The organism is Duncaniella dubosii, from assembly GCF_004803915.1.
Lineage (GTDB): Bacteria > Bacteroidota > Bacteroidia > Bacteroidales > Muribaculaceae > Duncaniella > Duncaniella dubosii.
In genome coordinates this window covers 29912-43988 of the sequence record NZ_CP039396.1, presented here as the reverse complement: position 1 = coordinate 43988, position 14077 = coordinate 29912, and the positions used below count along the sequence as shown (strand labels likewise).

Annotated in this window: 12 protein-coding genes and 1 pseudogene; 7 read left to right on the top strand and 6 right to left on the bottom strand. The window is 48.8% G+C overall.

The genetic code is table 11. The features are described 5' to 3' along the window. Window positions 1–41 precede the first annotated feature (41 nt). The 5 genes from E7747_RS00195 to E7747_RS17335 form a co-directional block, all read right to left on the bottom strand. On the bottom strand, window positions 42–851 hold the full coding sequence (locus E7747_RS00195) for an inositol monophosphatase family protein (RefSeq protein WP_136413314.1): 810 nt from the start codon (window positions 849–851) through the stop codon (window positions 42–44). A 151-nt stretch (window positions 852–1002) separates the two neighbouring features. Continuing rightward, the gene (typA, locus tag E7747_RS00190) at window positions 1003–2802 is read right to left on the bottom strand and encodes a translational GTPase TypA (protein ID WP_123613256.1); all 1800 of its coding nucleotides are present in this window, start codon (window positions 2800–2802) and stop codon (window positions 1003–1005) included. Between the two features lie 154 nt (window positions 2803–2956). After that, entirely contained in the window at window positions 2957–3280 is a 324-nt protein-coding gene (locus tag E7747_RS00185; protein ID WP_228449210.1) for an MmcQ/YjbR family DNA-binding protein, read from the bottom strand. Window positions 3281–3349: 69 nt separating this feature from the next. Then, a complete protein-coding gene (gene porE / locus E7747_RS00180) occupies window positions 3350–4684 on the bottom strand; it encodes a PorE family type IX secretion system protein (protein WP_317130214.1) in 1335 nt (444 codons plus the stop codon). After that, entirely contained in the window at window positions 4651–5319 is a 669-nt protein-coding gene (locus tag E7747_RS17335) for a tetratricopeptide repeat protein (protein WP_317130213.1), read from the bottom strand. The genes porE and E7747_RS17335 overlap by 34 nt, the downstream gene beginning before the upstream one ends. A 189-nt stretch (window positions 5320–5508) precedes the next feature. Here E7747_RS17335 and pta point away from each other — a divergent pair. From pta to E7747_RS00165, 3 genes and pseudogenes are all read left to right on the top strand, one after another. After that, window positions 5509–6524, top strand: a pseudogene (gene pta / locus E7747_RS00175) (phosphate acetyltransferase). Between the two features lie 47 nt (window positions 6525–6571). Next, a complete protein-coding gene (locus E7747_RS00170; protein ID WP_136413312.1) occupies window positions 6572–7774 on the top strand; it encodes an acetate/propionate family kinase in 1203 nt (400 codons plus the stop codon). 181 nt (window positions 7775–7955) lie between these two features. Beyond that, window positions 7956–8852: a diaminopimelate dehydrogenase gene (locus E7747_RS00165; RefSeq protein ID WP_123613261.1), complete on the top strand. Its 897-nt coding sequence runs from the start codon at window positions 7956–7958 to the stop codon at window positions 8850–8852. 129 nt (window positions 8853–8981) lie between these two features. Here the strand turns inward: E7747_RS00165 and E7747_RS00160 are convergent, their stop codons facing one another. Next, entirely contained in the window at window positions 8982–9770 is a 789-nt protein-coding gene (locus E7747_RS00160) for a Cof-type HAD-IIB family hydrolase (protein WP_123613262.1), read from the bottom strand. A 224-nt stretch (window positions 9771–9994) separates the two neighbouring features. Between E7747_RS00160 and dnaN the strand changes: the two genes are divergently transcribed. Genes dnaN through porD form a run of 4 tightly spaced genes read left to right on the top strand, consistent with a single transcriptional unit; the run spans window position 9995 to window position 14045 of the window. Beyond that, window positions 9995–11128, top strand: a complete 1134-nt coding sequence (gene dnaN, locus E7747_RS00155; RefSeq protein ID WP_136413310.1) for a DNA polymerase III subunit beta — start codon at window positions 9995–9997, stop codon at window positions 11126–11128. A 45-nt stretch (window positions 11129–11173) separates the two neighbouring features. Then, window positions 11174–11935, top strand: a complete 762-nt coding sequence (locus E7747_RS00150) for a 3'-5' exonuclease (protein WP_123613264.1) — start codon at window positions 11174–11176, stop codon at window positions 11933–11935. Then, window positions 11932–13134, top strand: a complete 1203-nt coding sequence (gene coaBC / locus E7747_RS00145; RefSeq protein WP_136413308.1) for a bifunctional phosphopantothenoylcysteine decarboxylase/phosphopantothenate--cysteine ligase CoaBC — start codon at window positions 11932–11934, stop codon at window positions 13132–13134. Before E7747_RS00150 ends, coaBC begins: the two co-directional genes overlap by 4 nt. Continuing rightward, entirely contained in the window at window positions 13131–14045 is a 915-nt protein-coding gene (gene porD / locus E7747_RS00140) for a type IX secretion system protein PorD (RefSeq protein WP_136413306.1), read from the top strand. Before coaBC ends, porD begins: the two co-directional genes overlap by 4 nt. The last annotated feature ends 32 nt before the right edge of the window (window positions 14046–14077 follow it).

Genomic DNA, 14077 nt, shown 5'->3' with positions numbered 1-14077 from the left:
TAATTGGTAACCTATTGCCGATAGCTTTACAATAAGGTCTGTCAGACTTTACGCGGAGAAGTGTTTAACAAAGGAAGAAGTTGGTCGTGTATTTCAGGCGATCCGCAGACAATGGATATGTTGCGGTCATCGCGGAAACGCGTAGATTTGCCTCCTGCTTCGGTTAGTATCAGCAACCCTGCATTGACGTCCCATTCGTGAAGGTTGAGTTCCCAGTATCCACCGAGGAATCCTGCTGCGGTATAGCATATATCGGCTGTGGCGGCACCGAGACGGCGTATGTCCCTGACGAGGGGAAGTACGGCTGCGAGATTGTCGAGATTATTGTCGGGATTAGAGTCTTTGTCCACCGGGAAGCCGGTCGAGATTACAGAACGGGAAAGCTTGGATTGGTCAGACACGTGGATTCTTTTACCGTTAAGAAATGCCCCTTTGCCTTTTTCGGCATAGAAAAGTTCGTCGGTAGCCGGCAGATAGACAACACCAATGACGGTTTCACCGTTTAGCTCTACACCGATACTTATGCCCCATAGGGGGATGCCTGAGAAAAAATTTGTCGTGCCGTCAATCGGATCAATTACCCATCTGTATGTAGCTATTCCTTGGGTCTCGCCGGATTCTTCAGATAGGATAGAGTGGGAGGGATAATGTGATTTTATGAATTCTTTGATATATGATTCACATTCATTGTCGGCTGTGGTGACGATATCGCTGTCGTTAAGTTTGTTGTGCATCTCCATACGGTCATTGTGCCGGAAATATCTCATTGCTGTTTTCCCGGCATTACGGGCACATTCGATTATGCTGTCCAGTGAAGGTATATCTTTTTTGTCGTTTATGATATTATTCATGTCTTAAGGGTTAGAATGGGGTTGTTTGTGTTAGAACAACTCGGAACTGTTTTTGTATGTCGGCTCTGGTCTAAATTGATCTTGCTTACAGAATAAAAGAAACTATGCCTTGTTTGGGGCATAGCTTCTGATCCGTTAATTTATGCTTTGTTTAAGCTTTATTGGCGCGTTTGCGCTCGATTTCGTCAAGAATGATTTTACGGATGCGGAGGTGATGGGGGGTAACCTCGACATACTCGTCTTCCTTGATGTATTCAAGGGCTTCTTCAAGCGAGAATACTACCGGAGGTATGATTCTAGCCTTGTCGTCGGCGCCGCTCGCACGCATGTTGGTAAGTTTTTTTGATTTGGTGACGTTGACCACGATATCGTTGTCTTTTGCATTTTCGCCGACAACCTGTCCGGCATAGACTTCTTCCTGCGGGAAGATGAAGAAGCGTCCGCGGTCCTGAAGCTTGTCAATGGCGTAGGCATATGCCGTTCCGCCTTCCATTGCAATGAGCGAACCATTGGTACGGCGTTCGATATCGCCTTTCCACGGCTGATATTCATGGAATCGGTGAGCCATAATGGCTTCACCAGCTGATGCGGTGAGCACATTGTTACGCAGACCGATTATGCCTCTTGACGGAATGATGAATTCAATGTGGAGGCGATCGTTTTGAGTTGTCATTGAGACCATCTCGCCCTTGCGACGTGTCACCATATCAATGATCTTCGATGAGTAATCCTCGGGTACGTTGATGGTGAGCATTTCTACAGGTTCACATTTCTTTCCGTCGATTTCACGGATGATTACCTGTGGCTGGCCGACCTGAAGTTCAAAGCCTTCGCGACGCATGGTCTCGATAAGAACCGAAAGGTGAAGCACACCGCGACCGAACACGGTCCAAGAGTCTTCATGATCGGCTTTCTTGATGCGGAGTGCGAGATTGCGGTCGAGTTCTTTGGTAAGACGGTCGTGGATATGGCGCGATGTCACGAATTTGCCGTCTTTTCCGAAGAAGGGACTGTCGTTGATGGTGAAGGTCATTGACATTGTCGGTTCGTCGATGGCGATTCGTGGTAGTGGCTCCGGGTTGTTGAGGTCGGCTACTGTATCGCCGATTTCAAAGCCTTCGATTCCAACGAGTGCGCAAATGTCGCCACTCTTCACGGATTCCACCTTCTTACGACCCATGCCTTCGAATGTATGAAGCTCCTTGATGCGCTGACGTACAGTTGTGCCGTCTTTCTTGCACAGGGCGATGTCCATGCCTTCGCGAAGTTCTCCACGGTGCACGCGTCCGATGGCGATGCGTCCTACATAGCTGCTGAAATCGAGCGACGTAATCAGCATCTGTGCATCGCCTTCAAGCACTTTGGGCTCGGGGATATATTCTATGATGGCATCAAGTACGGGGGTGATGTTGTCGGTCGGCTGATTATAGTCAGTGCTCATCCAGCCCTGTTTTGCTGAACCGTATATGGTCGGGAAATCGAGCTGGTCTTCAGTCGCGTCAAGATTGCACATGAGGTCAAACACCATTTCCTGCACTTCGTCGGGACGGCAGTTGGGTTTGTCGACCTTGTTGATTACCACTACAGGTTTGAGACCCATCTGAATAGCCTTTTGGAGCACAAATCGTGTCTGTGGCATAGGACCTTCGAAGGCATCGACAAGAAGCAGACAGCCGTCGGCCATGTTGAGCACACGCTCTACCTCGCCGCCGAAGTCGGCGTGTCCCGGAGTGTCGATGATGTTGATTTTGTATCCGTTATAATTGATGGAGACGTTTTTCGAGAGGATTGTTATGCCTCGTTCGCGCTCAAGGTCATTATTGTCAAGTATGAGTTCGCCCGTCGACTGGTTATCGCGGAAAAGCTTTCCTGCCAAGAGCATTTTGTCTACGAGGGTCGTTTTGCCATGGTCGACGTGTGCGATGATGGCAATATTTCTAATCTTCTGCATTGTCCTTAAAAATTTTCGGCTGCAAAGTTACTCAATTTTTTGCAAACGTCGCTGTGTTGGTGCTGAAAAAACATTGTAAACTAAGCATCGTCGCTTAAATGGCTGTGAAAATATATTCGGTCCGGTCTTTACGACCGGACCGAAAAGGCGTTTTCTATTGGATGTCGCATATTTCCGGGCAGTCGGATTTGATGCGTTTAGGCAGTTTTTTGACCACCTCCGAATAGCTGTGGCGTATGAGTGATATTATGGTGTCGTCTGAAAGATTGCCGTGAAGACTTATCTGATTCCAGTATCTCTTGTTCCAGTGCCATGCAGGCGTGATTTCATCGTGACGGTCTCTCAAATCAAGAGCATAGTCCGGATCGCACTTGGCCACGAAATAATCCTCAAGGTTAAATCCGTAGCAGGCAAAAATTTTTCCGTATACGCGGAAAAGCAGATAATCTTCTCCGAAAGCCGTGTCTTCGCTTGTCAACGGCAGCGACAGACAGACAATAGTTGCGTATTGATTCTATATCCATCCTGTCTTGAATAAAATATAACTCTAATACATCTGATAGTCGACTGAGAGAACCTGAAATTCAGTCCGGCGGTTGATTTGGTCGGCGGTGTCCTGATCCTCGGGGGAAAGTGTCACAATGAAGTCCTCGCTGAGTGTCTGTCCTTCGGCGAACTGCGGGAATTCGCGTGCGAGGCGTTTCGTGATTGTCATGGGGCGTGATTCGCCGTAGCCCTGATACTGCAGACGCCCTTCTGGGATGCCGGCTGCAATAAGATAGTCGACCACACTTTTGGCTCTGCGTTCAGACAGAGCGATATTGTATTCGTCAGAGCCCTTGCGGTCAGTGTGCGATGCCATTTCTATTGTGATGTTGGGATTGTCGCGCAGCATCTGCACCACACCGTCAAGCGCTTCTTTTGACTCCGGGCGTAGTGTCGCCTTGTCGAAGTCATAGAAAATATTATCGACGATATTTGGCTTTGTGACTGAGGCAAGGATAAAATCTATCCCGTATTCGGCATCCTCTTCAGCGCTGTCGGATGTGAATTCCTGTTTTGCATTTAGATAGCCTTTCGCTCCGGCAAGCATCACGTATTTCACTCCACGCTCCAGAGGAAATGAAAATGAACCGTCGTTGCGGGCCACAGCTTTCTGGTTTGAACCGTCGTTGCCTACTATGCGGATGATAGCGTTGGGGACAGGCTCTTCGTCCTTATCCAATACCCACCCGGAAATGAGAATCTTTAGGTCGGGAAGTTCAAAGGAGTAGAGATGGTCATATCCGCGGCCGTCGCCACGGTTTGAACTGAAATATCCGGCTTCTTTTGCCGGTGTCGCGAAGGTGATTCCGAAATCGTCTCCTTCGGAGTTCATCGGGCTTCCCATGTTTTCGACAAGCCATCCGCCCGAAGGGGTGAGGGTGGCTTTGAACAGGTCAAGTCCGCCGAGGCCGGGATGTCCGTCTGACGAGAAATACATGATCGAGTCGGTCAGCATGTAGGGAAACACCTCGTCACCGGGAGTATTGATTGCTTCTCCGAGATTTTCAAGGCTTCCTGCGCGTTCTCTGAGATTGATGCGCCAGATGTCTTTTCCTCCTTGACCCGGCATGTCGGACGTGAAATAGAGATACTCGCCTGACGGGCTGACTGCCGGGTGGCCGTAGCTTGAAATTGTGTCATGTGTGATTTCGAACTTCACCGGGCTGCTCCATTGTGCGTCCGAACGGGTGGATGTATAGATGTCTACACCGGTATCCCTGTCTGGCACGCGCATGGCACGCGTCAGGTACATGGTCGATCCGTCAGGCGAGAATGACGCTATACCTTCGTCCCATTCGGTGTTCAGTTCTCCTTCAACCGGCTCGGGCGCTGCCATTCGCCACGCTCGTTTTTACGGACCATCCATATATCGCTGCGTTTCATGCCGGTGATTTCGCTGCGCTTTGTCCCTGTCACCTTTTCATTGGTGGTGGTGAAGTAAAGCACATCGCCGTTGAACATCGGGGCGAAATCAGCTCGTCGTGAATAGAACAGTTTGGCATTCCGGACTATATGACGGGTCTTGTTGCGCTTGATTTCAGCGCTTTTGCGTGCGCCTGACAGACCTTGAATTGCGTTTTTGTCATCCGGCCATAGATTCAGATAGTCTTCATAGGCTTTTATCGCCTGAGGATAGCTGCCTTGTCCGTGATGTGCCTTGGCGAGCTGGAGAAGCAGTGTGGAGTCAGGATATCCATAACGCAAAGCGTTCTGATAAGCGGCAGCGGCGCGTGCGTTCTGGCCTAATTGCGTGTAGCACTCTCCAAGCTTGGCTGCGACCTCGCCACGGAGTTTACGCTCTTCACGCGGATTGAGCTTATTGTAGATTTTGCGATAGGTTTTCTGGGCGTCGAAATATTCTCCGCGAGCCAGTTGCTCGTCGGCCACACTCATCTTCGCGCCTGAGCAGGAAGCGAGGATCAGAAGGCAGAGAGTTATACATATATAATAAAGGTGATGTCGAGTTGCCATAGGCTGAGATGTGATTATATATTGTTAACGATAAAAAGTTGGGAATATTTTATTTTGGAAAAGAGGGGAAATGATTGTATCTTTGCGTAGTTATTACGCACCCCTCCGCACGGCCAATTGACCTGACAAGATGACAAGCGCGAGTGCAGATATAATTGTCAAATCTTTAATTTAAATCAACATACCGTTATGGGTCTTTTTGAAAAACTTACCGCTAAGGCCAAAGCCGACCGTCAGCGTATCGTCCTTCCCGAAGGCACAGAATCTCGTACTCTAACAGCCGCCGACCGTATTATCGCCGATGGCGTAGCCGATATAATCCTCATCGGCGATCCCAATGAAATCATGGCGATGGCCAAGGATCTCAAGCTTGAGAATATAGGCAAAGCAACAATTGTCAATCCGGCAGATGAAAAGGTGATTGATAAGTATGCCCCCTCTATTTCGAACTTCGTAAAAAGAAGGGTATCACGATGGAGGAAGCCCGCATGACTTCTGCCAACCCTCTGTATCTCGGCTGTCTTATGGTAAAGGCCGGCGATGCCGACGGTCAGGTGGCAGGTGCGCTCAATACGACCGGCAATGTGCTCCGTGCAGCGTTCCAAATCATCAAGACTATGCCCGGCATTGACGTGGTTTCAGGAGCTTTCGTAATGGTTCTTCCCGAAGGCATGAACTATGGCACCAACGGTCTCCTCATATTTGCCGACTGTGCGGTTGTTCCTGAGCCGGATGCCGCTCAGCTCGCACAAATCGCTGTTTCGGCCGGCAAGACCGCGCGTGACATCGCCGGCATCGAACCGCGTGTCGCTATACTCAGCTTCTCTACCAAGGGTAGTGCCAAGAGCGAACGTGTCGATAAGGTCATCGAGGCTACACGTATCGCCCACGAACTTGATCCGGAACTTGTGCTCGACGGTGAGCTTCAGGCCGATGCAGCCCTCGTCCCCGGCGTGGCTAACAGCAAAGCCCCCAACAGCCCGCTTTCAGGCCGTGCCAATGTCCTTGTCTTTCCGTCACTCGAAGTCGGAAATATCGCTTACAAGCTTGTGCAGCGTCTTGGTGGCGTAGAAGCTGTCGGTCCTGTGCTTCAGGGTCTGGCCGCTCCTGTCAATGACCTTTCGCGCGGATGTTTCCCCGAAGATATCTACAAGACCATCATTATCACTTGCAATCAGGCAATCGGTCTTAAAGAGAACAAGTAAACAGAATTCTGTCGGAATAACGATAAACAATTAATTAGAATTAAGAAATGAAAATTCTCGTGTTGAACTGTGGTAGCAGTTCAGTGAAATATAAACTTATTGATACTTCAAACGATGCTGTCCTTGCCGAAGGTGGCGTTGAAAAGATTGGACTTCCCGACGGATTTCTTAAATATAAAAAAAATGATGGCTCGAAGGCGGTTGTTGAGCTTGGGCTCGTTGACCACAATGGAGCGGTGCAGGCTATTCTCAACATCCTGACAGATCCGGTTGAGGGTTGTATCAAGACTTATGATGAGATTGATGCTGTCGGACATCGCGTGGTGCACGGTGCTGAAAAGTTCAGTGAAAGTGTGCTTATCAATGATGAGGTCAAGGATATGATCAAGCAATGCTACGACATCGCTCCTCTCCACAATCCTGCAAACATGACCGGTATCGACGCTATCACCACCCTGATGCCGTCGACTCCTCAGGTTGCAGTCTTTGACACTGCGTTCCATCAGACAATGCCTGCGAAGTCATACCTCTATGCGCTTCCCTACAAGTATTATGAGGAAGACGGTGTGCGTCGCTACGGTTTCCACGGCACAAGTCATCGTTACGTGTCTCAGCGTGTATGCGAATTTCTTGGCGTGGATATCAAAGACAAGAAGATCATCACATGCCATATCGGCAACGGTGGTTCGATTACAGCTGTCGACGGTGGCAAGAGTGTTGACACTTCGATGGGTCTGACTCCGACCGAAGGTCTCATGATGGGTACACGTGTCGGCGATGTTGATCCCGGTGCTCTTGTTTTCCTCATGCTCAAGCACAATCTGTCGGCTACCGAACTTCAGAAAATCATCAACAAGGAGAGCGGAATGCTCGGCATTACAGGCATCTCAAGCGATATGCGTGAAATCGAGGCCGCTATCAAAGCTGGCGACGAACGTGCCCGCCTTGCTCAGGATATGTATGAGCAGCGTATCATCAAATATATCGGTGCATACGCAGCTGAGATGGGCGGCGTGGACATCATCGTTTTCACCGGTGGTGTAGGCGAGAACCAGACTTCGCTTCGTGCTTCTGTCTGCGCTCCGCTTGCTTTCATCGGCGTAGAGCTTGACAAGGAAGTCAATGCCGGCGTGCGTGGCAAGGAGGCTGTCATTTCAACACCGGCCTCTAAAGTGCAGGTTGTCGTGATACCTACAGACGAGGAACTCATGATTGCCCGCGATACCGAATCAATTGTTTCTAAGAAATAATAAAACAGTGCCGGGAACTTTGATGTTTTTGGCACTGTTTTGTTTTAGTTTGCCTCCATCTTGGAGACTTGTGCATGACTCATAAATTTGCCATTAGCCAATTAAGCTTTTTTTGATTAAAAGGCTGTATTGATGTGATGGAGGGAATGAAAATATATTTACAATCAATAATAATGCAAATATGACAAAAATTAGAGCTGCGGTGGTAGGCTATGGAAACATCGGCCGTTTCACCGTTGAAGCCCTTGAGGCTGCCCCCGATTTTGAGATTGCAGGTGTAGTGCGCCGTAACATCAGCGAGATTCCTGCCGAGCTTGCAGGCTACAAAGTGGTAACTGATATCCGTGAACTTGACCATGTTGATGTGGCTGTCCTTGCGACTCCTACCCGTGAAGTTGAGAAATATGCCCTCGAATATCTCGCAATGGGCATCAACACAGTCGACAGCTTCGACATTCATACTTCTATTGTAGACCTCCGTCGTTCTCTCGGCGAGGCTGCGCGTAAGGCCGGACGTGTTGCTGTGATTTCAGCCGGATGGGATCCGGGCAGTGACTCGATTGTCCGCACGCTGATGGAAGCCGCCGCACCGAAAGGTCTGACATTTACTAATTTTGGTCCGGGCATGAGCATGGGACATACAGTATGTGTGAAGTCAAAGCCCGGAGTAAAGAATGCACTTTCAATGACAATGCCTTTAGGCGATGGTGTGCATCGCCGCATGGTGTACGTGGAGCTTGAACCAGGAGCACGTCTCGAAGATGTCGCAAAGGCTGTTAAGGAAGATCCTTATTTCGCATCCGACGAAACCCACGTCATGGCTGTCGAGAGCGTTGATGCCGTGAAGGATATGGGACATGGCGTACACATGGTGCGTAAAGGCGTTTCAGGCAAGACCCAGAACCAGCGTTTTGAGTTCAACATGTCGATCAACAATCCAGCGCTCACAGCCCAGCTTCTTGTATGTGTGGCCCGTGCTTCTATGCGTCTTGCCCCCGGAGCATATACGATGATTGAGATTCCTGTCATTGACCTTCTCCCCGGCGATCGTGAAGAACTCGTCGCTCATCTTGTATAAGAGTTTGTCACTATTCCTTGTCAGGCATTCTGTCTGACAGGGATGATATTGATACGAAAAAAATCACAGGCTTTTTTATGGATTTCAACCATTGAAAAAGTCTGTGATTATTTTTTAGAATGAAACCTGTCAGAGAAGTCCGAAATGGCGGAAGGCATTTACAATTCCGTGGTTTGTGTCTTCTGTGGTCACATAATCGGCTGCTTCCTTGACGCTGTCATCGGCATTGCCCATTGCTACGCCTATTGCTACATGACGCAGCATCCCTATGTCATTTCCACCGTCGCCAAAAGCCATTGTTTCGGAGAGTGGAATCCCGAAATGTTGGATTATTTTGTCGATGCCGACACTCTTGTCGCTCCCGCGCGGGATTATATCGCAGAAGTATGGATTCCAGCTTGTCGGCTCGCATTCGGTCAGCACTTCACCGAAAATACGGCTCTCGACGCGTTCTTCCTCCGTCCCGAATGCCATCATCTGCACCACATCCCGGCCACCTATGGTGTCAAGGTCGCGTTCGTCGATGTGAGCGACCCGTAAAAGCCCCATGACATGGCGCACGCCGTCATCAATCTTGTTGATGAATATTTTTCCGTCATCCGGAATTACCACTATCGGTATTTCAGATTGGTGAGAGAAGGAAATCATACGTTCTACGTCAGTCCGGGGAATAGTCCGGCGGTATATGCAGGTGCTTTTATCCGAGAGGAGGCATATAGCTCCGTTAACAGTCACATAGCCGTCAAATTCAGTTTCTCCGAGATTGTCGATCCAGTTCAGGTGTCGTCCTGTTGAAATAAAAACCTTGATTCCGTTTCTGCGCACATGAGCGATAGCGTCAGTCACCTCTTTAGGGATACCATGTGAGCCGAATGGGACCAATGTGCCGTCAATATCGAAAAATATAGCTTTTATCATTGCGAATGAGTTGTTTTTGCGACCGCGAAGTTACGAAAAAGTTTCCAATCGGCAATCATGGCGGTTTGTGCCGACGGTTTGTCCTATGGCTTTGGGCTTGTTTGGAGGTATGGATGGCTACCGGGACTGAACAATGTCAAATAATGCCAAATTTAATCGCCATATTGTATATTGTGGAATTTTGTTTTAACTTTGTGGGATAAAAACTATAAAGTAAATCAGCAATGAAATTCACAGTTCCAAGCAAGACGCTTCATAATTTTGCCTCATCGGTCAGCAAGGTTATCAACGCCAAAAATGCTCTGACCATACTCAATAATTTCCTTTTCTCAATTGAAGGGAATGTGTTGACTATCACAGCCTGCGACGGCGAAAATATGCTTTGTGGACGAATTCCCATCATGGATGTGGATGGCGAAGGTGAGTTCTGTATCGACGCTCGCCGTATCGTTGAACTCCTTCGTGTGATGCCCGAACAGGAACTGAATTTTGAAATCGACGACGTTACGCTTGCGATCGAAATGTCGCATCCGAACGGCTCTTATAAATTCATGGGACTCAAAGGCTCTGAATATCCGCACCCCGACCGTGCTGCCAAGTCAGACAACATGCTGGTGTTCAAAGCTCCCGGCTCTGCTCTGCTCCGTGGTCTGGAATACACTTCATTTGCAGCCGGCACCGATATGCTGCGTCCGCAGATGATGGGTGTGTATTGGGACATTAAGCCTGACAAACTGATTTTTGTCGCTACCGACACCCATAAACTCGTGCGTTTCGAGGACGCAAGCCTGTCGCCTGAAATCGAAGGAGCGTTCATTCTGCCTAACAAGTCTACGAATGTATTCCGCAGTGTGTTCAACAAGGACGAAGAAGTGACTGTGAAACTTGAACCGCAGACCGGCGTGACTTTTGAGACAGATACATTTACTTTTGAGAGCCGTCTCGTCAAGGGCCGTTTCCCGGATTACACACGTGTCATCCCGGAAAACAATCCATTTACCCTTACAGTAAACCGTCATTCGTTCACGACTGCAGTGCGTCGTGTAAGTCTTTTTGTCGACGAAGGCCACGGACTTATCAAGTTTAATATCATGCCGGAGCGCATGACGATCAAGGCATCCGACAACGAATACAACACATCGGGTGTCGAGACTCTTCCAGCTGATTTCACTGGCAAGAATATGATTGTAGGCTTCAGTTCGTCATATCTTTCGGAATTGGCTGGAGTGCTTTGGACTGAGGACATTGTGTTCAAGCTTGCTGACCCGTCTAAACCTGCTGTCATAATCCCGACAGAGGACAAGGCCGACACCCGTCTGACAATGCTCCTCATGCCGATGAACGTTACCGATTTCTAATTATTCTTTGACGTATTAAGCAATTAAGCAAAGTTTTATCAGGAAATGCAACTGAACCTCAAGAAACCGATAGTCTTTTTTGACCTTGAGACCACCGGCGTGGATATCATCCATGACCGTATCGTTGAGATTTCGCTTATAAAGGTGCTCCCCAATGGCGAGGAAATCGAAAAGACCCGTCGTGTGAACCCTGAAATGCACATCCCGGAGGAAGCCACCGCCGTCCACCATATTACAGATGAGGATGTGGCCGGTGAGCCTACTTTCCGTCAGATTGCACGGTCGCTGGCCAATGAAATGACAGGCTGCGATATTGCCGGATTCAATTCAAACCGTTTTGATATCCCGATGCTGGATCAGGAGTTTCAGCGGGCCGGCGTGAAATTCGATTTTTCGAAAGCAAGGTTTATTGATGTTCAGACCATATTCCATAAGAAGGAACAGCGCACGCTTGTGGCGGCCTACCGTTTTTACTGTGGCAAGGAGCTTGACGGCGCTCATTCGGCCAATGCCGATACCCGTGCCACTTACGAGGTGCTGAAAGCACAGCTTGACCGCTACGAAGATCTCCCGAATGACATGGAGGAACTGAGCAAATATGCCCGCAACAGCCGGAATGTGGATTTCATGGGGCGTATCATCCTCGATGATAACGATCGTGAGATCATCAATTTCGGTAAGTATAAGGGCCGTCCGGTCGACGAGGTGTTCAAGAAAGATTCCGGTTACTATGACTGGATTATGAAGGGCGATTTCGCTCAGAATACCAAAGACTGCTTCACGCGCATAAAACTTCGCATGAAATGAGTTCTCTTTCAGGAAAACATATTATTTTAGGCATTTGTGGCGGAATCGCCGCCTATAAGTCTGTGACACTTCTGCGGCTGCTTGTCAAAGCCGGTGCAGAGGTGCAGGTGGTCATGACACCTGCGGGTAAAGAATTCATAACCCCGGTCACACTTTCATCGTTAAGCCAGAAGCCGGTTGTCAGCGAGTTTTTTACCGCCAACACCGGCGAATGGCATTCGCATGTAGATCTGGGACTTTGGGCCGATTGTATGGTCATAGCTCCGGCCACGGCATCTACCATAGGCAAGATGGCTCACGGGATTGCCGATAATATGCTTGTGACCACATATCTTTCAGCCAAGTCTCAGGTATTTGTCGCGCCTGCGATGGATCTTGACATGATGGCACATCCATCGACAACTGCCAATATCAATCTTCTCCGTAGTTACGGCAACATCATAATCGAGCCGGAAAGCGGAGAGCTTGCAAGCGGGCTGGTTGGCAAAGGCCGCATGGAAGAACCAGAAAAGATTGCTGAAATACTCGAACGCTACTTCAGTTCGAAGGCCGACATGAAAGGGAAGAAAGTGCTTGTTACCGCCGGCCCGACTCACGAAAAAATTGACCCGGTCAGATTTATAGGAAATTATTCGTCAGGTAAAATGGGCTATGCTCTCGCCGAGGAATGTGCTTCGCGCGGAGCTGAAGTGACGCTTGTCAGCGGCCCTGTTTCGCTGTCGCTTCATAATCCGGCGGTGAAACTTGTCAGAGTTGAATCTGCCCGGGAAATGCTGGCTGCCTGTGAGGACGTTTTTCCTTCAAGCGATGTTGCAGTGATGTGTGCCGCTGTCGCCGACTATGCGCCACGGAATGTCGCCGACCATAAAATCAAACGCGAGCATTCTGATGTGCCTGTTATTGAACTTGTGAAGAATCCGGATATTGCTGCGACGCTTGGGAAAATGAAGCGGTCGGGACAACTGCTTGTTGGCTTTGCCCTTGAAACCGACAATGAGGCCGATAATGCCTGCGAAAAACTCCAGCGCAAGAATCTTGACATGATTGTGCTTAACTCCATGCGCGACAAAGGGGCCGGATTCGGCACTGACACAAATAAGGTTACTATTTTTAAAGCCGATGGCGCGCGTGAGGAGTTCGGCCTGAAACCAAAAAGAGAAGTCGCGGCCGATATAGTCGACGCGATTATGTCGATATGAAAAAAATCCTCTCCCTCCTGTTCTTCATCCTTCTCTCGCCTGTGATTATCACGGCACAGGAGTTGAACTGTCGTGTCGAAGTCAATTCATCTTTGCTTGAAGGTACGAACAAAAGCATTTTCGAGACTCTTCAGAGTGCGATTAACGAGTATGTGAATACTACGAGATGGTCTCCGGCTCAGTTTTCGCCAAATGAAAAGATTGAATGCACCTTGCTGTTCACTATCGGTACTTATGATGAATCGACAGGCAAGATGGAAGGAACACTTCAGGTGCAGTCTGTCCGTCCTGTCTACAATTCTTCATATACGTCGACACTGATAAATTTTAAGGATAACAACATCTCGTTTACCTATACCGAAGGAGAACCGCTCCTTTACTCAGAGACGAGCATGGAAAGCCAGCTGACACAGATATTGAATTTTTACATATATCTGATTCTCGCTGTAGATTTCGATTCATTCTCACCTCGTGGCGGAGAGCCGTTCTTCGAGCGTCTTGAAACCATTGTCCAGCAGGGACAGTCATCGGGTGAAAGCGGATGGAAAGCGTTTGAAGATACAAGAAACAGAGCCGCTGTGCTTGCGTCGTTCACCGACCCGTCAACACGCGCTATAAGAGACCTTTATTACAGCTATCATCTTCAGGGGCTTGACCAGATGTCGGTAAGTCCCGATAAAGGACGTAAGACAATCGATACTTCTCTTGATATACTTGGCGAAGTGTTCAAGGTAGCACCCATGTCGGTCGGCCTTTCAATGTTTAAGGATGCGAAGCTCGATGAGCTTGTCAATATCTACAGTAAAGCTCCTGCCGACGAACGCGAGCATGCCTACGGACTATTATCGGCCATGTTCCCCACCGAACAGACACGCCTTGAGAAAATCAAACGCGGTGCGGACAATCCTTAGAACTAAGCAGACATAAAGACCACAGATTCTCT